The organism is Nocardioides sp. L-11A (assembly GCA_029961745.1).
Taxonomy (GTDB): Bacteria; Actinomycetota; Actinomycetes; order Propionibacteriales; family Nocardioidaceae; genus Nocardioides.
On record CP124680.1, the window covers coordinates 4,541,991 to 4,561,549 of the forward strand.

Annotated in this window: 16 protein-coding genes; 10 read left to right on the plus strand and 6 right to left on the minus strand. The window is 73.2% G+C overall.

Annotation, left to right across the window (positions count from 1 at the left end; genetic code table 11):
* Nucleotides 1-6: 6 nt before the first annotated feature.
* From QJ852_21840 to QJ852_21850, 3 genes are all read right to left on the minus strand, one after another.
* A complete protein-coding gene (locus tag QJ852_21840; GenBank protein ID WGX95783.1) occupies nt 7-774 on the minus strand; it encodes an SDR family oxidoreductase in 768 nt (255 codons plus the stop codon).
* Nucleotides 775-855: 81 nt separating this feature from the next.
* Nucleotides 856-2,334, minus strand: a complete 1,479-nt coding sequence (locus QJ852_21845; protein ID WGX95784.1) for a DUF6297 family protein — start codon at nt 2,332-2,334, stop codon at nt 856-858.
* Nucleotides 2,331-2,987, minus strand: a complete 657-nt coding sequence (locus tag QJ852_21850; GenBank protein WGX95785.1) for an ABC transporter ATP-binding protein — start codon at nt 2,985-2,987, stop codon at nt 2,331-2,333. Before QJ852_21850 ends, QJ852_21845 begins: the two co-directional genes overlap by 4 nt.
* Before the next feature lie 254 nt (nt 2,988-3,241).
* Here QJ852_21850 and QJ852_21855 point away from each other — a divergent pair, with 254 nt between their 5' ends.
* Nucleotides 3,242-4,846 (plus strand): ABC-F family ATP-binding cassette domain-containing protein, encoded by a 1,605-nt coding sequence (locus tag QJ852_21855; protein WGX95786.1) that lies wholly within the window; start codon nt 3,242-3,244, stop codon nt 4,844-4,846.
* Here QJ852_21855 and QJ852_21860 read toward each other — a convergent pair.
* Nucleotides 4,839-6,188, minus strand: a complete 1,350-nt coding sequence (locus tag QJ852_21860) for a phospholipase D-like domain-containing protein (protein WGX95787.1) — start codon at nt 6,186-6,188, stop codon at nt 4,839-4,841. The two genes, QJ852_21855 and QJ852_21860, sit on opposite strands and share 8 nt — an antisense overlap.
* A gap of 184 nt (nt 6,189-6,372) precedes the next feature.
* On the opposite strand from QJ852_21860, the gene QJ852_21865 reads away from it, so the two are divergent.
* The 3 genes from QJ852_21865 (at nt 6,373) to QJ852_21875 (ending at nt 8,964) form a co-directional block, all read left to right on the plus strand.
* Nucleotides 6,373-6,672 carry a GNAT family N-acetyltransferase gene (locus QJ852_21865; protein ID WGX95788.1) on the plus strand — a complete coding sequence of 100 codons (300 nt, stop codon included), beginning with the start codon at nt 6,373-6,375 and terminating at the stop codon, nt 6,670-6,672.
* 124 nt (nt 6,673-6,796) lie between these two features.
* Entirely contained in the window at nt 6,797-7,984 is a 1,188-nt protein-coding gene (locus tag QJ852_21870; protein ID WGX95789.1) for an acyl-CoA dehydrogenase family protein, read from the plus strand.
* Complete coding sequence (locus tag QJ852_21875) at nt 7,981-8,964, plus strand: ornithine cyclodeaminase family protein (GenBank protein WGX95790.1); 984 nt, start codon at nt 7,981-7,983, stop codon at nt 8,962-8,964. The genes QJ852_21870 and QJ852_21875 overlap by 4 nt, the downstream gene beginning before the upstream one ends.
* 7 nt (nt 8,965-8,971) lie before the next feature.
* Here the strand turns inward: QJ852_21875 and QJ852_21880 are convergent, their stop codons facing one another.
* Nucleotides 8,972-9,892, minus strand: coding sequence for a LysR family transcriptional regulator (locus QJ852_21880; protein ID WGX95791.1), 921 nt, complete (start codon nt 9,890-9,892; stop codon nt 8,972-8,974).
* A gap of 190 nt (nt 9,893-10,082) precedes the next feature.
* Here QJ852_21880 and QJ852_21885 point away from each other — a divergent pair, with 190 nt between their 5' ends.
* Genes QJ852_21885 through QJ852_21900 form a run of 4 tightly spaced genes read left to right on the plus strand, consistent with a single transcriptional unit; the run spans nt 10,083 to nt 16,176 of the window.
* Nucleotides 10,083-11,249, plus strand: coding sequence for an FAD-binding oxidoreductase (locus QJ852_21885; protein ID WGX95792.1), 1,167 nt, complete (start codon nt 10,083-10,085; stop codon nt 11,247-11,249).
* 13 nt (nt 11,250-11,262) lie between these two features.
* The gene (locus QJ852_21890; GenBank protein WGX95793.1) at nt 11,263-12,801 is read left to right on the plus strand and encodes an aldehyde dehydrogenase family protein; all 1,539 of its coding nucleotides are present in this window, start codon (nt 11,263-11,265) and stop codon (nt 12,799-12,801) included.
* A gap of 28 nt (nt 12,802-12,829) precedes the next feature.
* Nucleotides 12,830-13,993 carry a Glu/Leu/Phe/Val dehydrogenase dimerization domain-containing protein gene (locus tag QJ852_21895; GenBank protein WGX95794.1) on the plus strand — a complete coding sequence of 388 codons (1,164 nt, stop codon included), beginning with the start codon at nt 12,830-12,832 and terminating at the stop codon, nt 13,991-13,993.
* Nucleotides 13,990-16,176 carry a thiamine pyrophosphate-dependent enzyme gene (locus QJ852_21900; protein ID WGX95795.1) on the plus strand — a complete coding sequence of 729 codons (2,187 nt, stop codon included), beginning with the start codon at nt 13,990-13,992 and terminating at the stop codon, nt 16,174-16,176. The genes QJ852_21895 and QJ852_21900 overlap by 4 nt, the downstream gene beginning before the upstream one ends.
* Here the strand turns inward: QJ852_21900 and QJ852_21905 are convergent.
* Nucleotides 16,145-17,113 carry an alpha/beta hydrolase gene (locus QJ852_21905; protein ID WGX95796.1) on the minus strand — a complete coding sequence of 323 codons (969 nt, stop codon included), beginning with the start codon at nt 17,111-17,113 and terminating at the stop codon, nt 16,145-16,147. The genes QJ852_21900 and QJ852_21905 overlap by 32 nt on opposite strands.
* A 138-nt stretch (nt 17,114-17,251) precedes the next feature.
* Between QJ852_21905 and QJ852_21910 the strand changes: the two genes are divergently transcribed.
* Nucleotides 17,252-18,184 (plus strand): ABC transporter permease, encoded by a 933-nt coding sequence (locus QJ852_21910; protein ID WGX95797.1) that lies wholly within the window; start codon nt 17,252-17,254, stop codon nt 18,182-18,184.
* Between the two features lie 5 nt (nt 18,185-18,189).
* On the plus strand, nt 18,190-19,554 hold the full coding sequence (locus QJ852_21915) for an MmgE/PrpD family protein (GenBank protein ID WGX95798.1): 1,365 nt from the start codon (nt 18,190-18,192) through the stop codon (nt 19,552-19,554).
* The last annotated feature ends 5 nt before the right edge of the window (nt 19,555-19,559 follow it).

Here is a 19,559-nt window from a genome sequence, read left to right on the forward strand (position 1 = left end):
TCGGGGTCAGGCGTTGGGGGTGTGCTGGAGGAAGGCGGGCCACTCGCCGCCGCCGTCGACGTTGAGGACGGCTCCGGTGATGTGCGTGGCGAGCGGCGAGGACAGGAAGACGCAGGCCTGCCCCACCTCGAGCGGCCGGGCGAAGACGCCCCGCGGGATGGTGGCGGCGACGCGCGCGAACTGCGCCGCGTCGCCGTAGTGGTCGGCGGACCCGGGCGTCTCGACCAGGCCGCAGCTGACCGCGTTGACCCGCACGTCCGGCGCCCACTCGACCCCGAGACTCGCGGTGAGGCTCTCCAGGGCTGCCTTCGCGGCGCCGTACACCGCGGTGCCGGGGCTGGGCCGGCGGGCGGAGATCGAGGTGATGTTGACCATCGAGCCACCCGCCGCCCGCAGGTGCGAGTGGGCCGCATGCGCGAGGTGGACCGCGGACATGAAGTTGAGGTCGTTGATCTTCGCGTGGAAGCGCGGGGAGGCGGCGGCGAAGTCGGCGTACGGCGCCCCGCCGGCGTTGTTGACGACGACGTCGAGCCGCCCGCGCCGGCTCACGACGTCCTCGACCCAGGCAGTGACCTGGTCGGCCTCGCGTACGTCGACCGTCGAGAAGTGCGGCCGGCGGCCGTCGACCTCGCGCAGGGCGTCGGGGGTGCTGCGCCCGCAGATCTCCACGTCGGCGCCCGCCTCGAGATAGGCCTGCACGATGCCGTCGCCCACGCCCCGACCGCCGCCGGTCACGAGCACCACCTGGCCGGTCATGTCGATGCTGTACGCCACGGGAACCCTTTCGTCGTCACTGCGGTGACGATCATAGGCCCGGAACCAAGCAAGTGCTAGGTTAGTCCACGGAGGCCGTGCTCACTTCCGGCCGCACAGGTAGCCGATCACCCCGACCGACAGCAGCGCGCTCACCACGGCGCCGCCTCCGGTGGGGGCGAGGAGCATCGGCAGGGCGGTCAGCACGGCGATGTCGAACCCGCGCAGCGCGCTGCCGTAGAGGTTCGTCGGCACACCACCGGCAGGCGTCGAGATGAGCGGGCGCCCGTAGTCCGGCGGCCGGCCGGTCACCCAGCGCACGCCCGCCGCCAGCCCGCCGAGCCCCGACGCCGCGCCCAGCAGCGCGAGGTCGCCCGCGGGCGCGTCGAGGGTCCGAGCCAGCGCGGGCGCACTGAGCAGGCCGTGCGCCAACAGCAGGACGCCGGGGACGACGACGGCCGCGGCCCGGGTCGCGCCGAGCGCGGTCGGGAACATCCGCGCCATCCCCGACGAGCGGGTCAGCACCCGCAGGGCGACCAGGAAGGGCACGACCAGGACGAAGCAGACGAGCACCTCGACCAGGACGACCACCACCCGGCCCCCGACCGCCGCGACGGCGTACGGGACCAGCAGCGAGCCCGCCAGCAGCAGCACACGGCCGGGGTGGCGCCGCAGCCGGATCACGTCGCGCCAGGCCAGGGCCGCGAGGCCGTGCGGACCGCCGCGGCGGGACCGGACCAGACCACGACGGGCGGTCGCGTGCGCGACGAGCACGTCGAACATCAGCGCCAGGTCCAGCGTCGCCAGGGCGCCGCCCAGACCGGGGACCAGGACGCCGCCGGGCGCCACGTCGCGGCGGCGCAGGCGCGCGGTCAGTGCCCGGGCCCGCAGGAGGGCCACGACCACGCCGACCCAGACGAGTACGACGCCGGCCAGTGCCGGCCCCCGGGCCCCGGAGCCGGCGGAGAGGGTCGGCTCGACGGAGAGCGCGATCGCGGCGAGGCCCGTCGCGACCGCGACCAGGCTGACCGGGCCGAGGAGCAGCGCGGGGTGGCGCCGGCGGCCGACCGCCTGGGCGTGGACCAGCGCGCCGACGCCGTACGACGCCAGGCCCGCGGCGCCCACGGCGAACAGCACCAGGACGGGGACGTCGAAGCCGGCCAGGGTGGCGGTGCCGGCGGCGACCGGGGCGACGAGAGCGGCGGCGAGCAGCACGGTGCCCCGCGCCCGACCGCGGAGCAGCTCACCCCGGTCGACGGGGGTGGGCACCAGCCACCCGGCCACGCCCGGGCTGACCGCCACCGGGCCGACCATCCGCGCGAGGGACCAGAGCACCGCGAGCAGGGTGCCGACGACCAGCCAGGGCAGCAGCGACCGGGCCGCCGCGCAGTCGGCGGCCACGCAGGCCCGGTCGCCGACGTCGGACAGGTTGACCAGGACGCTGACCAGCATCGAGCCGAGCATCAGCACCGCGAACACCCCGATGTAGAGGTCCTGCAGCGCCTCGCCCACCGAGAGGGTGCGGCGGCTGCGCCGCCAGTGCCGGATGTCGGCCCACAGCTCGCGCGCCTCCGTGGTCACGGGCGCCCCGCGCCGGCCGTGCCGGAGCGGTCGAGGCTGACCACCTCGTCGGCGACCGCCTCGACCAGCCGCGGCGAGTGGCTGGCCAGCAGGATCGCCAGTCCGGCCGCCTTCTCGGCCCGCAGCCGGGTCACCAGCCAGTCGAGGCCCTCCTGGTCGAGGCGCTGCTCGGGCTCGTCGAGGACGAGCAGCCGCCGGGGCCGGACGAAGGCGCTCGCCAGCGCGAGCCGGCGCCGCTGGCCCGACGACAACGACGTCGGGAGCTGGCCGGACTGGGCGGTGAGCCCGACCTCCTCCAGCACGTCGTCGACGACATCGTCGGCGTCCTCGGTCCGGTGGGCGCGCGCGAACAGGTCGAGGTGCTCGACCACGGTCAGGTCGGGGAAGAAGTCGAGGTCGTCCATCACCACGGCCAGCGCGGCACGGATCGTCGCCGAGCGCTCGTCGAAGGCCTCTCCCAGCACCTCCACCGTGCCGGCGTCGGCCTCGTCGGCACCGGTGATGCACCGCAGTGCGGTGGACTTGCCCGCGCCGTTGGGTCCGACGAGTACCGCAGCCGTCCCCGCGGGGACGTCGAGGTCGAGGTCCGCGAGCACGCGGTGGTCACCGAACGAGCGCGTGAGTCCACGCACCGAGAGGACTGCTTCCGTCACGGTCCCAGACTCCCAGACCGGCCCTCACCCCACCCACCACGGGCGACGCGCCGGGACGTAGGCTGGCCTCGTGATCGAGGTCGACAGACGCTAGCCGCCCCGACCGGGCGGCCCGCCCCGCGCGACCGGACGCCCCTCGAGGCGCGCTCGGCGGACGGCACCTGCCCCCGGACGGACCTGACGTCAACCTCACCCGGGCCTGTCGCGCCCGCTCCGCGGAGCCCGCGCCGGCCGATCACGAACGGACCTCTGTCATGTCCAGCAACGCTGTCATCACCCTGCGCGACCTCACCTTCGAGTGGCCCGACGGCACGCTCGCCCTCGCCCACCTCACCGGGTCGATCAACACCGGCCGGACCGGACTCGTCGGACGCAACGGAGCGGGCAAGTCGACCCTGCTGCGTCTCGTCGCCGGCCTGCTGCGCCCCACCGCGGGCCACGTCGACGTCGTCGGCGAGGTCGGCTACCTGCCCCAGACGCTGACCCTGCAGTCCGATACGACGATCGCCGGACTGCTCGGCATCCGGTCGATCGTCGAGGCGATCGATGCCATCGAGCGCGGCGACCCGGACCCGCGTCACTTCGACACGATCGGCGACGACTGGGACATCGAGGCGCGCGCCGACGAGCTCCTCGACCAGATCGGCTTCGGAGCCCGGGACCTCGGACGCCGGATCGCCGAGCTGTCCGGGGGCGAGGCCATGCTCCTCGCCGTGACCGGCATGCGCCTGCGACGCACCCCGATCACCCTGCTCGACGAGCCGACCAACAACCTCGACCGGCCGACCCGGGCGCGGCTCGCCGCGTTCGTCGACCAATGGCCCGGCGCCTTGGTGATCGTGAGCCACGACCGCGAGCTGCTGGAGCACGTCGACCAGACCACCGAGCTGTACGACGGCACGCTGACCACGTTCGGCGGCACCTACCGGGCCTGGCAGGCACACCTGGAGCAGGAGCAGGCGGCCGCGCGACAGGCCGCGCGCTCGGCCCAGCAGGCACTGAAGGTGGAGCGGCGGCAGCGTGCCGAGGCCGAGACCAAGCTCGCCCGCCGCGAGCGCACCGGTCGCCGTACCCAGCAGGACGGCGGCATCCCGCGCATCCTCGCCGGCAACCGGGCAAGCAGGGCGCAGAACGCCGCCGGGTCGCTGCGCGCCACCCTGGACGAGAAGGTGGTGGCCGCCCAGGCCGCCGTCGACTCCGCCGACGCCCGGCTCCGCCGCGAGGAGCACATCAGCCTGGAGCTGCCCGATCCCGCGCTGCCCCGTGGCCGGCGGCTGCTCGAGATCGCCCACGCGGAGCGGGTCGTCGTCGTCCAGGGTCCCGAGCGCTTCGTCCTCGTCGGACCGAACGGCAGCGGCAAGTCGACCCTCCTGCACCAGCTGGTGCACGGCCGTCCCGCGCTCCCCGGTGCGCCCGTCGGCCGGCTGCTCACCGATCGCGTCGGGTTCCTGCCGCAGCGCCTGGACGGACTCGACGCCGAAGCGGACGCGATGGCGAACGTACGCCGCGTCGCTCCCGGCGTCCCGGACGGCACCATCCGCAACCAGCTCGCCCGGATGCTGCTGCGCGGGCCGAGCGTCGACCGCCCGGTCGGCTCCCTCTCCGGTGGCGAGCGCTTCCGGGTGGCGCTGGCGACCCTGCTCCTCGCCCGGCCTCCGGCCGAGCTGCTCATCCTCGACGAGCCGACCAACAACCTCGACCTCGCCAGCGTCGGCCAGCTGACCGAGGTCCTGTCGGGCTACCGCGGCGCGCTCCTGGTCGTGAGCCACGACCAGGAGTTCCTGGAGAGCCTGCGCCCGGACACCGTGCTGGCGCTGGACGGGAGCGGCCGGCTGTCCCGGACGGCCGGGCTCAGCTGAGCTCGGCCTCGAGCTCGTGGAACGGATAGTCCTTCGGGCCGAGGTAGCCCTCGTCCCGGTAGCCGTCGCGCCGCGGCGTCGGGTCCGGGTCGGCGGAGTTGACGTAGTTGCTGAGGGTCCGCGGCGCCTGGCGGTAGATCATGTCGACGTGCTTGACGTACTTGGCCGTCATCGCCGCGTCCCCCCGGATGATGATGTTCTCCTCGTCGGAGTGCCAGCCCAGCCGGGTCCAGTTCTCGCTGCTGGACAGGACCACGTTGCCGTCGCCGCGGCCGTCGACGTTGCCCTGGACCGCCAGCCCCTTCATGTGGACATAGCGGTCCTTGAACTTGTCGGCCTCCTCGCCGTAGATGTAGACCATCTGCTTGGCCCGCATCCCCCGCAGGATGCCGCGGATCCGGCGCTGCATCATCATGAAGACGATCTCGACGTCGCAGCCCGCGCGGTCGAGCTGGCGGGCCTTGCGCGCGATCCGGGCGCCGCGCTCCTCGCCCCACACCGCGTTGGCGATGCGGACCTTGGTGCGCCCGTCGGGGGTGTTGGTGGCGCCGGTGCACTGCACCTTGTTGAGCACCGACAGGGCCGGGTCGACATTGCCCTTGTGGGGCGCGAACATCGTGGTGATGTTGCCCACCGTGAACCTCATCGGCGGGAAGTTCCGGTCCTGGGTGGCCTGGTCCCACATCTGCATCCAGCCGTCGTAGAGCGCCTTGTTCTCCGTGACGGTGGTCCAGTCGTTGAACTGCTGCACGGCCGCGGCGCCGGTGAAGTTGCCGGAGCCCTGCATCACGATCCAGTTGGTGGCGCCGGAGCGACTGACCAGCATCAGCTTGGAGTGCATCGACCCGCGCTTGCCGCGGCAGGTCTGCTTGCAGGTGCGGATCCAGCTCTTCAGGCCCTCGGGGCGCTTCTTCTCCCCCCGCGCGAAGGCCCGCAGCATCATCGGGTACGACCGTGCCGGGTTGCCGCCCTGCGAGCGGGCCAGACCACGGGACATGATGATCTGCACCGACACGCCCCGGTTGTGCGCGTCGATGAACTTGCGTGCGAGATAGGGCGAGTCGAAGTTCCAGGTGATCACCCGCACGGTGGCGCCGGCGGGCGCGTTCTTGAGCGCCTTGACGATCCGACGGTGGATCTTGCCGCGCTTCCCGTTGCGGAAGGGGTGGTTGAACGTGATCCCCGGCTTCACGACGTACTTGGGATTCGGCTTCTCCGCCGTCGCGGCGGCCGACGCCGCCACCGGCACCGGCACCGGAGCGGAGGCGCGGGCCGGGACGAGGGTGCCGTGCCCCGCCATCAGCAGCGTCACCGCGACGAGCAGCGCCAGTGTCGTCGACACCAGCCTCCGGCCTCGTCCCACCACCGACGCGATCCCCCACGCAGTCGCCACGATCCCGCATCCCCCTACTTCGGCCGAGCTGACCCAGGGACCCTACCCAACCGAGCGGGCGGGCGAACCCCGGCCGGGGAAACACGCCGCCGCGGGCCTTGACCGGCGGGGTCATCGCGGAAAGGCTGGGTGCGTGCAGATCGCGGACCAGCCCGACCGGAAGCGCTTCGAGGCCCTGGTGGACGGCCAGCTGGCCGGCTGGGCCGAGTACCAGCTCACCGACGAGCTGATGGTGTTCACGCACACCGAGGTGGCCACGGCGTACGAGGGTCAGGGGGTCGGCGGCGCCCTCGCCCGCGCCGCGTTGGACGAGGTGCGTGCCCGCGGGCTGCGGGCGCTGGTGGTCTGCCCGTTCATCACCGGCTGGATCGGCCGGCATCGCGAGTACGCCGACCTGCTCTACGGCGCTCGCCCGAGCAGCGTGACGGACTGACCCGTCGGGTCGCGACGGCACCAGCGTCGCTGGTGCTGATGGCCGCCGACTTGCGGCCTCGGGCCCTTTCGGCGGGCGGCCGCCGCCTGACAGCCTTTCGGCATCCGAGCTGAGAGGTGACCCCGTGCCCATCGAGCTGACCGGTCAGGTCGATCCCCGTGACCCCGCCGGCCTGTCCGCCCTGCTGACCGCCGACGAACGAGATGTCGCCTCCTCCGTGCGGCAGTTCTGCGCGGAGGCCGTGGACCCCTATGTCGCGGAGTGGTTCGAACGGGGCGAGATCCCCGACGTGCGGGCGCTGGCCAAGGAGCTCGGCGCGCTCGGGGTGCTCGGCATGCACCTCGAGGGCTACGGCTGCGCCGGGATGTCGGCGAGCCAGTACGGCGTCGCCTGCCTGGAGCTGGAGGCGACCGACTCCGGCCTGCGCTCCCTCGTCTCCGTGCAGGGCTCGCTCGCGATGTTCGCGATCCACCGCTGGGGCAGCGAGGAGCAGCGACAGGAGTGGCTGCCGCGACTTGCGGCCGGCGAGGCGATCGGCTGCTTCGGGCTCACCGAGCCGGACGCCGGCTCGGACCCCGCGGCGATGCGCACCCGGGCACGGCGCGACGGCGACGACTGGGTCCTCGACGGCCGCAAGATGTGGATCACCAACGGCTCGGTCGCCGACGTCGCCGTGGTCTGGGCCCGGACCGACGAGGGGGTGCGCGGCTTCGTCGTACCGACCGCCACACCGGGCTTCTCCGCTCCGGTGATCAAGCACAAGATGTCGCTGCGGGCGTCGGTGACCAGCGAGCTGGTCCTCGACGGCGTGCGCCTGCCGAGCACGGCGCTGCTGCCCGGGGCGCAGGGACTCCGCGGTCCGCTCGCCTGCCTCAACGAGGCCCGTTACGGCATCGTCTGGGGAGCGATGGGCGCGGCCCGCTCGGCACTGCACGCCGCCCAGGCCTACGCCGGCGAGCGGACCCAGTTCGGCAAGCCGATCGCGGCCTTCCAGCTGACCCAGCAGAAGCTGGCCGACATGCACCTCGAGTACGCCAAGGGGGTGCTGCTGGCCCTGCACCTGGGCCGCCGCAAGGACGCCGGACAGCTGCTGCCCGCGCAGGTGAGCATGGGCAAGCTCAACAACGTGCGCGAGGCGCTCCGGATCTGCCGTACCGCGCGGACCATCCTCGGCGCGAACGGGATCTCCTTGGAGTTCCCGGTGATCCGGCACATGAACAACCTCGAGTCGGTGCTGACCTACGAGGGGACCGCGGAGATGCACACCCTGGTCGTCGGCCAGGCCGTGACGGGCCAGGCAGCCTTCCGATGAGCGGCGCCGAGGACGCGGCGGTCCGGGACGGCCGGGCACCGGACGTGCCCTTCCTCACCGCGGAGGCCCTCGCCGGGTGCGCCACGGTCCTCGACGCGGTGGACGCCCTCGCGGACTGCCTGACCGGCGGCTTCGACCCCGACGACGACCCGGCGCGCGCCGCCGCGGACGTGCCGGCCGGCCGGCTGCTGCTGATGCCGGCCGCGTTCGGCGACCTCGCCGGCGTCAAGCTGGTCTCGATCGCGCCGGACAACCCGGACCGCGGCGTACCGCTGGTGCAGGCGCTCTACGTCCTGCTGGACGGCGCGACGCTCACCCCGCTCGCCACCCTCGACGGGACCTACCTGACCACGCTGCGCACCTCGGCGGTGTCCGCCCTGGCCGCACGCCGGCTGGCGCGTCCCGAGAGCAGGAGCCTGGTCCTCTTCGGCGCCGGCGTCCAGGCCTGGGCGCACGCGCGGAGCCTGAGCCGGGTGCTGCCCCTGCGAGACGTGCAGGTCGTGGGCCGGGACCCCGGCCGGGTTGACGCACTGGTCGGGCGGATCCGCGACGAGCTCGGGCTCATCGCCTCCGCCGCCGGCCCTGAGGCGGTGGCCGAGGCCGACGTCGTCGCCTGCTGTACGACCGCTCGGCAGCCGCTGTTCGCCGGCGAGCGGCTGCGCCCGGGGACGACGGTGATCGCGATCGGCGCCTACGAGCCCGACGCGCGCGAGCTCGACGACGCCACGCTCCGCGGGGCGACCGTGGTCGTCGAGTCACGGGGCTCGGCGCTGCGCGAGGCGGGCGACGTCATCCAGGCGCTCGCGTCCGGCGCGCTCGGGCCCGACGACCTGACCACGCTCACCACGTGGGTCCGGACCGACCGGGAGCCCCCTCCGGCGGCGGTCCGCGTCTTCAAGGGCACCGGCATGTCGTGGCAGGACCTCGCCGTGGCCGGCATGCTCCATCGCCGGCTCCGCGGCGCTGAGCCTGCATGCTGAGCCTGGCTCAGACTGAGCCCGCGACCGGCGCCGCGGGCGCCACGGCCTTGCGGACGACCTCCGCGAGCGCCCGCACCGCGGCGTCGTGCACCCCGTCGGGTACGACGAGCACGATGTCGCGGGTGACCGGCTCGCGCAGCGCCACCTGCCGGATGTCCACCCGCGGGTTGAGGCGCAGCATCAGGTCCGTGACGGGGGCGACGCCCACGCCCTCGGCGGCGAGCACCAGGCTCGCCGCGGTGTCGGTGACCTCGTGCGCCACGACCGGTTCGAAGCCGTGCCGGCGGCAGACCGAGCGGAGTGCCGCCCCGTAGGCGCTGCTCGCCGCCGGCATGATCCAGTCGGTCGCGGCGAGCTCGTCGAGCCCGACCTCGGCGCGCCCGGCCAGCGGATGACCCGGGCCCACCGCCAGCGCGAACACCTCACGGCGCAGCCGCAGCAACCGGATCCGCGGGTCGCGCGCCATCGGGGCGTCCGCGTAGTCGAGGCCGAACGCCACGTCGACGTCGCCGAGCCGGACCGCCCGGGCGGCCTCGTCCACGTCGATCTCCCGGCTGCGCACCCGCAGCGCTGGGTAGCAGGCCGCCGCCTCGCCCAGCACCGGCGCGAGCAGCGCGGCCGTCGTACTCCCCCAGGTGCCGACGACCAGCGAGCCGCGGACCTCGCCCACCCCGTCGGTGACGGCGTGAAGGGCACGGGACTCGGCGAGGAGCAGGACCTCCGCATGCTCGGCGAGCACCCGGCCCGCGTCGGTGAGCACGAGGTGCCGCCCGGCCCGGCGCAGCAGCGGCCGGCCCACGGAGCGCTCGAGGGCGCTGATCTGCTGGGACGCGGCTCCGGGCGTGTAGCCGAGGGCCGCGGCCGCCGCGGTCAGGCTGCCGCGGCGCACGAACTCGTGCAGCGTGGCCAGCTGGGTCAGGTTGAGCACGCTGTCCAGGCTAGGCAGCCGGATCCCCCGTGTCTGCGGGCCGAGCCCCCGGGTCGACGACGCCGAGGTTCAGCATCGCTGAAGCTCGGACTTCAGGATCTGTCGCTGGTCCTGAAGACCCACGGGGACTGAGCATGAGAGGACACGCAGCACCTCACCTCGGCAATCAGCGATCGGCAGGAGACCCACCGTGGGCGCCACTGGGAAAGAGCTACCTCGTCGGGCCGGCGTCGTCGTCATCGGCGGCGGAGTGATGGGCGTGAGCACGGCGTACGAGCTGGCCGCCGCCGGGGTACCGGATGTGCTGCTCCTCGAGCGCGACCAGCTCGGCTCCGGGTCGACCTGCAAGGCGGCCGGCGGGGTCCGCGCCCAGTTCTCCGACGAGGTCAACATCGCACTGGGTGCGCGCAGCCTGGAGACCTTCGAGCGCTTCGGCGAGCGCTTCGGCCAGGAGATCGACCTGCACCAGGTGGGCTACCTGTTCCTCCTCGACGCACCCGACGACGTCGCCGCCTTCGAGCGCAACGTCCGCCTGCAGAACGAGCTGGGGGTGCCCAGCCGGATGATCAGCGTCGCCGAGGCCAAGGAGCTCTCGCCCCTGATCAGCACCGAGGGCCTTCTCGCCGCCGCCTACTCCCCGACCGACGGCCACTGCACGCCGGAGTCGGTGGTGCAGGGGTACGCCGCCGCGGCCCGGCGCCACGGCGCCCACCTGCTGACCGGCTGCGCGGCCCACGGCATCGAGGTCGTCGACGGCCGGATCGTGGCGGTGACGACCAGCCGAGGACGGGTCGAGACCGACACCGTGATCTGCACGGCGGGTGCCTGGTCGAAGGAGGTCGGCGGCTGGGTGGGTGTCGACCTGCCCGTCGAGCCGCTGCGTCGGCAGATCCTGGTGACCGACCCGACGCCGTGGGTCGCCGACGACACCCCGTTCACCATCGACTTCGCCACGACCTTCTACCTGCACCGCGAGGGCCACGGCCTGCTGGTCGGGATGTCGGACCCGGAGGAGACGCCCGGCTTCAAGCTGTCGCGGTCCCCGGACTGGCTCCCGCGGCTCGCCGAGGCGCTCGGCCGGCGTACCCCCTCGCTGGTCGACGTCGGGATGGCCTCCGGCTGGGCCGGCCTGTACGAGATGACCCCCGACCACAACGCCCTCGTCGGCGAGGCCCCGGGCGTGTCCCGGTTCCTCTACGCGACCGGCTTCTCGGGGCACGGGTTCCTGATGGGCCCGGCCATCGGCGAGGTGATGCGCGACCTCTACCTCGAGCGCACCCCGTTCGTCGATGTGAGCGGGCTGCGCGCCGACCGCTTCGCGGACAGCCTGATCCGGCCCGAGCTGAACATCGTCTGAAGGGAGCACCACCATGACCTCGACCCCGACACTGCCCTCCGCGGAGGAGCTGACCCGTCTCGCCGGTACGGCGGCCGCCGCGTGCGGCGTCGACGTGGCCGGCTGGCGAGGCGATCACCCGGTCGTCTCGCCCGTCAACGGCGCCGCCGTGCACGACGTGCCGTGGGCCACCGCGTCCGACGTCGACAAGGTGGTCGACCGCGCGCGCGACGCCTTCCGGGTCTGGCGCACGGTGCCGGCCCCGGCGCGCGGGGCCGTGATCCAGCGGTTCGGCCGGCTCCTGGCCCGGCACAAGGACGATCTGGCGACGCTGATCAGCGTCGAGGTCGGGAAGATCACCTCGGAGGCGCGCGGCGAGGTCCAGGAGATGATCGACATCTGCGACTTCGCCGTCGGCCTCTCGCGGCAGCTCTACGGCCGGACCATGCCCTCGGAGCGGCCCGGGCATCGGCTGATGGAGACCTGGCACCCGCTCGGTGTGGTCGGTGTGGTCAGCGCGTTCAACTTCCCGTCGGCGGTGTGGGCGTGGAACACCGCGATCGCCCTGGTCTGCGGCGACACCGTCGTGTGGAAGCCCTCGGAGCTCGCCCCGCTGACCGCAGCGGCCAGCGCCGTCCTGCTCCAGCGGGCGATCGACGACTGCGGCGCCCCGGGCGACATCAGCCAGCTCGTCATCGGTGCCCACGACGTCGGCGAGGCGATCGTCGACCATGCCGGAGTGGCGCTGGTGAGCGCCACCGGCTCGACCCGGATGGGCCGAGCGGTCGGACCGCGGGTGGCCGACCGGTTCGGCCGGTCGATCCTGGAGCTCGGCGGCAACAACGCCGCGATCGTCGCCCCGTCGGCCGACCTCGGGCTGGTGGCCCGCGGCGTGGTCTTCGCGGCCGCCGGCACGGCCGGCCAGCGGTGCACCACGCTGCGGCGCGTGATCGCCCACCGCAGCGTCGTCGAGGAGGTGGAGCGGACGGTGGCGGACGCCTACGGCCGGCTCCCCATCGGCGACCCGCTCGCCTCGGGAACCCTCGTGGGTCCGCTGATCCACGCTCGCGCGTACGCCGCCATGACCGACGCGCTGGACGCGGCGGCGGCGCAGGGCGGCACCCTGGTGGCCGGCGGCGAGCGGGTGCTCCAGGAGCAGGCGCCGGACGCCTACTACGTCCGGCCCGCGGTGGTCCGGATGGAGGAGCAGACCGAGATCGTCACCCAGGAGACCTTCGCCCCGGTGCTGTACGTGCTCCCCTACGACACGCTCGACGAGGCGATCGCGCTCAACAACGGCGTCCCGCAGGGACTCTCCTCGAGTATCTTCACCGGCGACCACGCCGAGGCCGAGCGCTTCCTCGGCCCGGAGGGCTCCGACTGCGGCATCGTCAATGTCAACATCGGCACCTCGGGCGCCGAGATCGGCGGCGCCTTCGGCGGCGAGAAGGAGACCGGTGGCGGCCGCGAATCGGGGTCCGACTCGTGGCGCGCCTACATGCGTCGGGCCACCAACACCATCAACTACTCCGGCGAGCTGCCCCTGGCGCAGGGCGTCGACTTCTCCGTGTGACGACGCTCGAGGAAAACGAGGAAGGGCCATGACTGAGGACCTGCTGGGCCAGATCGACCACTGGGGACCCGAGAAGGTGGTGTGCGTCTCGGACCGCCGGACCGGCATGCGGGGCGTCCTGGTGCTGGACAACACCGCGCGCGGGATGGGCAAGGGCGGCACCCGGATGAGTCCGACCCTGACCGTCGCCGAGGTGGCCCGCCTGGCCCGGACGATGACCTGGAAGTGGGCGGCCGTCGACCTCTTCCACGGCGGCGCCAAGGCCGGCATCCGGTTCGACCCGGCCTCCCCCGACAAGGAGGCGGCGATCCGCGCCTTCGCGCGGGCGCTGAGCAACGAGGTGCCCGCCGAGTACGTCCTCGGCCTCGACATGGGGATGGGCGAGGCGGACGCCGCCATCGTCGTCGACGAGCTGGGCCGCGGTACGGCGGTCGGGCTCCCCCGGGCGCTCGGCGGCCTCCCCTACGACCAGCTCGGCGTGACCGGCTTCGGTGTGGCCGAGGCCGTCGATGCCGCCTGCGCCGCCCGGGGTCTCGCCCTCGGGAGCGCCCGGGTGGCGATCCAGGGCTACGGCGCCGTGGGCTGGGCGGCCGCGCGGCGCCTCACCGAGTTGGGAGCGACCATCGTGGCGGTCTCCAACGCGGAGGGCGCTCTGCACGACCCCGACGGCCTCGACATCCCCCGGCTGGCCGCGCTGCGGGCCGAGCAGGGGGACGCCGGCATCCGTGCCTACGGCGGGATCCTCCACGACCCGGACGCCGTGCTGCGGGTGGACGCCGACATCCTGCTGCCCTGCGCCCGCGAGGACCTCGTGGACGAGCAGGTGGCGCGCTCGACCACCGCCCGGCTGGTCGTCGAGGGGGCGAACCTGCCCACCACGCCGGCGGCGAAGGAGGTCCTGCACGCCCGCGGCATCCCCGTGGTGCCCGACTTCATCGCCAACGCCGGCGGCATCGTCGCCGCGGCGTACTCGATGGACGCCCGGCTCTCCCCCTTCACCGTCGACCCGGAGCGGGTCTTCGAGATGATCACCCAGAAGCTGCGGGCCAACACCGTCACGGTGCTCGGCACCAGCGACCGCCTCGGCGTCACTCCCCACGTCGCCGCCCAGCGGATGGCCGAGTCCCGGGTGGCCGAGGCGATGGGCCTGCGCGGCCAGCCGACCGTCGAGCGGGTGAGCGTCGCGCGATGATCGAGTCCATCGACGAGTACGTCGTACGCCGCCTCGCGGAGGGCGAGCGGCCCGGCGTACCGGCGCCCGACGACCGGGTGAGCACCCTGGACCTGCTGGCGCTGTTCGACGCCCAGGTCCAGAGCCGGCACCTCGACCTCGCGGCCCGGTGGCTCCAGTCCCGGGGAGAGGGCTTCTACACGATCGGCTCGGCCGGGCACGAGAGCAACGCGGCGGTGGCGATGGCGCTGCGGCCGAGCGACCCGGCGCTGCTGCACTACCGCTCCGGCGGCTTCTACGCCGCCCGGGCGGCGCAGGTCCCGGGCGCGACTCCGGTCGCCGACGTACTGGCCGGCATGGCCACCGCGGTCACCGACCCGATCTCGGGCGGGCGGCACAAGGTGTTCGGTCACCCCGGGCTGTCGATCATCCCGCAGACCTCGACGATCGGCTCGCACCTCCCCCGCGCCGTCGGGCTGGCGTTCTCCCTGGGGCGCGCCCACCAACGGGGGGTGCACTGCCCGTGGCCCGAGGACGCCGTCGTGGTGGGCAGCCTCGGCGACGCGTCCGCGAACCACTCCACCTCCGTCGGCGCGCTGAACTCCGCAGGCTGGTGCGCGCACCAGGGCGTCCCGCTGCCGTTGCTGGTGGTGTGCGAGGACAACGGGATCGGCATCTCGACGCGTACGCCGAGCGGCTGGACGGGCCGTGCCCTGTCCGCCCTCCCGGGCCTGGACTACGCCACCGCGGACGGCAGCGACCCCGCCGGCGTACTCGTGACCGCCCGGGAGCTCGTCGAGACGGTCCGGACCGAGCGCCGCCCCGCGGTGCTCCACCTGCGCACCGTGCGGTTCATGGGCCACGCCGGCTCCGACGCCGAGCTCGCCTACCGCTCCCGCACCGAGATCCTCGCCGACTACGACCGCGACCCGGTCCTCGCCACCGCCGACGCGCTGATCGCGCGCGGTGCGCTCACCCCGGCGTCAGCCCTCGAGCGCTACGAGTCGGCCCGGCGGGTCGTGATGACGCACGCCGAGAGCCTGCTGGGCACCGAGCGCCTCGACACCGCCGAGCGGGTGATGGCGCCCATCGCGTATCCCCAGATCGCGACCGCCACCCCGCCGCCGCGCGGCACGGGGGCCGCCGGCGGGTCGGGCCCGGGCCTGACCCTCGCGCAGGCCGTCAACACCACGCTCGCGGAGCTGATGCGTGCCCGGCCCCGGATCACGGTGTTCGGCGAGGACGTGGCGACCAAGGGCGGCGTGTACGGCGTCACCCGGGGCCTGCGCAAGGCCTTCGGCTCCGCGCGGGTCTTCGACACCCTGCTGGACGAGCAGACGATCCTCGGCACCGCGCTCGGCGCGGCCCTGGCCGGCCTGCTGCCGATCCCCGAGATCCAGTACCTCGCGTACCTGCACAACGCCGAGGACCAGCTGCGGGGCGAGGCCGCCACACTGGCCTTCTTCTCCGACGGGCAGTACCGCAACGGCATGGTCGTGCGGATCGCCGGGCTGGCCTACCAGCGTGGGTTCGGCGGGCACTTCCACAACGACAACTCGGTGGCGGTACTGCGCGACATCCCCGGCCTGGTGCTGGCGGTCCCGAGCCATCCCGCGGACGCCGCGGAGCTGCTCGCGACCTGCGTCGCCCTGGCCGAGGAGGGGCGGGTGTGCGTGTTCCTGGAGCCGATCGCGCTCTACCACACACGCGACCTGCACGAGGACGGCGATCGCGGCTGGCTGGCCGCCCGTGAGGTCGTCCCCGCCGCGACGGCGGCCGCCCCGCGTGAGGCCTTCGGGCGGGTGCGGCTGCACGGCGAGGGTCGCGACCTCCTGATCGTCACCTTCGGCAACGGCGTGCCGATGAGCCTCCGGGCGGCACGCCGCCTCGCCGGCGAGGGAGCGGCTGCCGCCGTGCTCGACCTGCGCTGGCTGGCTCCCCTCCCGGCAGCGGACCTGATCAGCACCGCGGCGGGCTTCGGCCGCGTGCTGATCGTGGACGAGACCCGCCACTCCGGCGGGGTCTCGGAAGGGGTGCTCGGCGTACTGCACGACGCCGGGCACCCCGGATCCGTGGCCCGCGTGAACAGCCACGACTCGTTCATCCCGCTCGGTCCGGCGGCCGAGCAGGTGCTTCTCGGGGAGGACGCCGTCGTCGCCGCCGCCCGCCGGCTCATGCGGACGTCGTCACCCGCTTCTCGCTGAGCGAGGGGTGCGCGAAGGCGGACCGCAGCGCATGGCCGATGTCGTCCAGCGCCTCCCACGAGCGCCGGATCACGCCTGTCGCCCGGACGAAGCCGTGGATCTGGCCGAGGTAGCGGCGCGAGGTGACCGGCACCCCCGCCTCCAGGAGCCGGGTCGCATAGTCCTCGATCTCCGGCCGCAACGGGTCGAGCTCGCAGCTGACGACGTACGCCGGCGCGGAGCCGGTCAGGTCGGGAGCATGGAACGGCGACACCTCGGGGTCGAACGGGTCGCCCGTCTCGCCGAGATAGTGCGCGTAGTAGAAGCGCAGGCCGTCCAGGGTCAGGCCGTAGGCGCTGGCCGTCCGGTCGTCCGGCGGCGCGTCCAGACGGTAGTCGGTCGAGGGATGGAGGAGTACCTGGAGCGCCAGCGGGAGGCCCGCCGCACGGGCCCGCAGGGCGACGACGGCGGCGAGGTTGCCGCCCGCGCTGTCGCCGCCGACCGCGAGCCGACGGGGATCGCCCCCGACCTCCTCGGCGTGCTCGGCGAGGAAGGTGGTGACCGCCCAGCACGCGTCGAGACCCGCGGGGAACGGGTGCTCGGGTGCCAGCGGATAGTCGACGGAGACGACGATGCAGTCGCCACGGCGTGCCAGCGCGCAGCACATCACCTCGTGCGAGTCCAGGTCGCAGGTCACCCAGCCGCCGCCGTGGAAGAAGGTCAGCACGGGCAACAGCTCGCCGGTCTCGCGGGGGACATAGACCCGGACGCCGACCGGGCCGGACGGTCCGGGCACGGACCGGTCGTAGACCTGGGCGATGGGCTCAGGGGTGCCGTTCGCCCACGTGGTCCGCAGGCGCTGCTGCTCGCGGGCGGTCGACGGGGTCAGCTCGTGCACCGGCGCGCCGCGCTCGGCCATCATCGCGAGCAGGGACTGGGCATCGGGGTCCATCGGCATTCGTCGAGAATAGGTCCGCGGCAGCCCGCCGACGGCTCGCGCAGTCGAATCCAGCACCAGGATTGCTCGCCTTCTCCATCAGCAACGCAGGGGCTCAGGCCATCCCGTCGACCGGTGGTCTGACGGTAGCGTCGCGCCATGGCTCGCTTCCTGCTCAGCCGCGTGGTCCAGGCGGTGATCACCGTGCTGGTGCTGACCTTCGCGATCTTCCTGATCGGTCGGGTCACCGGCAATCCCACCGACACACTGCTGCCCCCCGACGCGTCCGACCTCCAGCGCCAGGCCCTGACCGAGCGTCTCGGCCTCGACCAGCCGCTGCTCCAGCAGTACTGGCTCTACATCTCCGACTTCGCCCGCGGCGACTTCGGCACGTCCATCCGCACCGGCGGCCCGGTCGTCGATGTGGTCATCCCCCGGTTGATGAACTCGCTCGCCCTGGTGTCGGTCGGCTTCGTCATGGCCCTCCTGGTCGGCATCCCGCTGGGCATCGCCGCCGCGGTCCACCCCCATCGCCTCGTCGACCGGATCGCGATGGGCGTGGCACTGATCGGACAGTCCGTGCCGTCCTTCCTCAGCGGCCTGCTGCTCATCCTGGTCTTCGGCGTCACCCTGGGCTGGTTCCCCACCAGCGGGATCGGCGACTGGCGCTACTTCGTCCTCCCTGGCCTGACCATGGCGTGGTTCCTGGTCGCGGCCATCGTCCGGCTGATGCGCTCGAGCATGCTGGAGATCCTCGGTGAGGACTACGTGCGCACCGCCCGCGCGAAGGGGCTCTCCAACAACGTGGTCGTCTGGAGGCATGCCGCACGCAACGCGCTGCTGCCCGTCGTGACCTACATCGGCATGATGTTCGGCATCGCGATCGCCTCCGCCATCACCACCGAGGTCATCTTCAACTGGCCCGGCCTCGGACGGCTGGCGTACGAATCGGTGGTGTGGCGCGACTTCCCGCTCCTGCAGTTCACCGTCGTGATGTGGGCGCTGGTCATCGTGACCATCAACCTGATCGTCGACATCACCTACGTCTATCTCGATCCGCGCATCAGCATCGCGAAGCACAGCACGGTCTGAGCCCGATGGACCAGGTCACCGCCTCGCTGTGCGACTACGCCGACGCGATCTCGTACGAACTCCTCGACGACCGCACCCACCACCGGGCCAAGCTGATCCTGGTCGACTCGCTCGCCAGCGCGCTCGCCGCGACCCGACACCCGTCCGTCGACATCGCTCGCGCGCTCGCCCTGCAGGCGCAGGGAGGCGCCGGTTGGGGCAGCACCGTGCTGGGCACCGGCCACCGGTCCACTCCCGAGCTGGCCGTCTTCGCCAACTGCGCGATGATGCGGTGCCTCGACCACAACGACACCTATCACGCCCAGGACACCGGCCATCCCAGTGACCAGATCCCCGGCATCCTGGCAGCCGCCGAGCTGTCCGGCGCCGGCGGCCGCGAGGTCCTCGCGGCCATGGTGCTGGCCTACGAGATCTTCTGCCGCCTCTGCGACGTGGCCGTGATCCGCGGGTGGCAGAGCGCCACCTTCACGGCGATCTCCTCGGCGACCGCGGTCGCCCAGGTGCTGGGCCTGTCCCGCCGGCAGACGGCCAACGCGATCTCGCTCGCGACGGTCTCCCATGCGGCGCTCAAGGTCTTCACCCACGGCTCCGACGGCCTGATGTGGCTCACCTACGCCGACGCGAACGCCGTCCGGCAGGGCATGTTCGCCGCGCTGCTGGCCCGCCAGGGGGTCGAGGGGCCGTCCCGGCCCTTCGAGGACGAGACCGGGTTCTTCGAGCGGATCTCCGCCGGCCCCTTCGAGCTGCCGGCCCTCGGCGGCCACGAGCACCGGTACCGGATCCACGACGTGCTGATCAAGAAGTACGGCACCTGCTCGCACCTGCAGACCGCCGCGGAGGCGGCCCTCGACCTGCATGCCCGGCTCACGCCCGACGCAGCGATCGCCTCGATCCGCGTGGTCACCAACGCTCGCACGATCTTCAACTGCGCGCGGCCGGACCGCTGGCACCCCGACGGCCAGAAGGCCGCCCATGTGAGCCTGCCCTACTGCGTCGCTGTCGTCCTGCTCGACGGGACGATCGGCGAGGCGCAGTATGCGGCGGACCGGATCCGCGACCCCGAGGTCGCACGCCTGATGAAGCGGGTCGAGGTCGTGGAGAACCTCGCGTTCAGCGACCGCTACCCGGCGGAGTCGGTCACCCGGATCGAGGTCACCGACGAGCACGGTCGCACCCTGACCGCGGAGTGCGCGGCGACCGAGGGCTTCGCCCAGATCCCGACGACGCCGGAGCAGGTGAACCGGAAGTTCGTCGAGCTCACCGCTCCCGTGCTGTCGACCGGCCTCCAGCAGGCCGCGCTCGACGTGCTGTGGAACCTGGAGGCGCTCGAGGACATCGGCGTCCTCTTCCGCCTCCTCGCCACGGACTAGCTTTC

Bases quoted from the DNA above. Each gene is read 5' to 3' on its own strand.
- QJ852_21895 (WGX95794.1), top strand. From the start codon at position 12,830: ATGACTGAGGACCTGCTGGGCCAGATCGACCACTGGGGACCCGAGAAG.
- QJ852_21905 (WGX95796.1), bottom strand. From the start codon at position 17,113: ATGCCGATGGACCCCGATGCCCAGTCCCTGCTCGCGATGATGGCCGAG.
- QJ852_21910 (WGX95797.1), top strand. From the start codon at position 17,252: ATGGCTCGCTTCCTGCTCAGCCGCGTGGTCCAGGCGGTGATCACCGTG.
- QJ852_21890 (WGX95793.1), top strand. From the start codon at position 11,263: ATGACCTCGACCCCGACACTGCCCTCCGCGGAGGAGCTGACCCGTCTC.
- QJ852_21875 (WGX95790.1), top strand. From the start codon at position 7,981: ATGAGCGGCGCCGAGGACGCGGCGGTCCGGGACGGCCGGGCACCGGAC.
- QJ852_21900 (WGX95795.1), top strand. From the start codon at position 13,990: ATGATCGAGTCCATCGACGAGTACGTCGTACGCCGCCTCGCGGAGGGC.
- QJ852_21915 (WGX95798.1), top strand. From the start codon at position 18,190: ATGGACCAGGTCACCGCCTCGCTGTGCGACTACGCCGACGCGATCTCG.
- QJ852_21855 (WGX95786.1), top strand. From the start codon at position 3,242: ATGTCCAGCAACGCTGTCATCACCCTGCGCGACCTCACCTTCGAGTGG.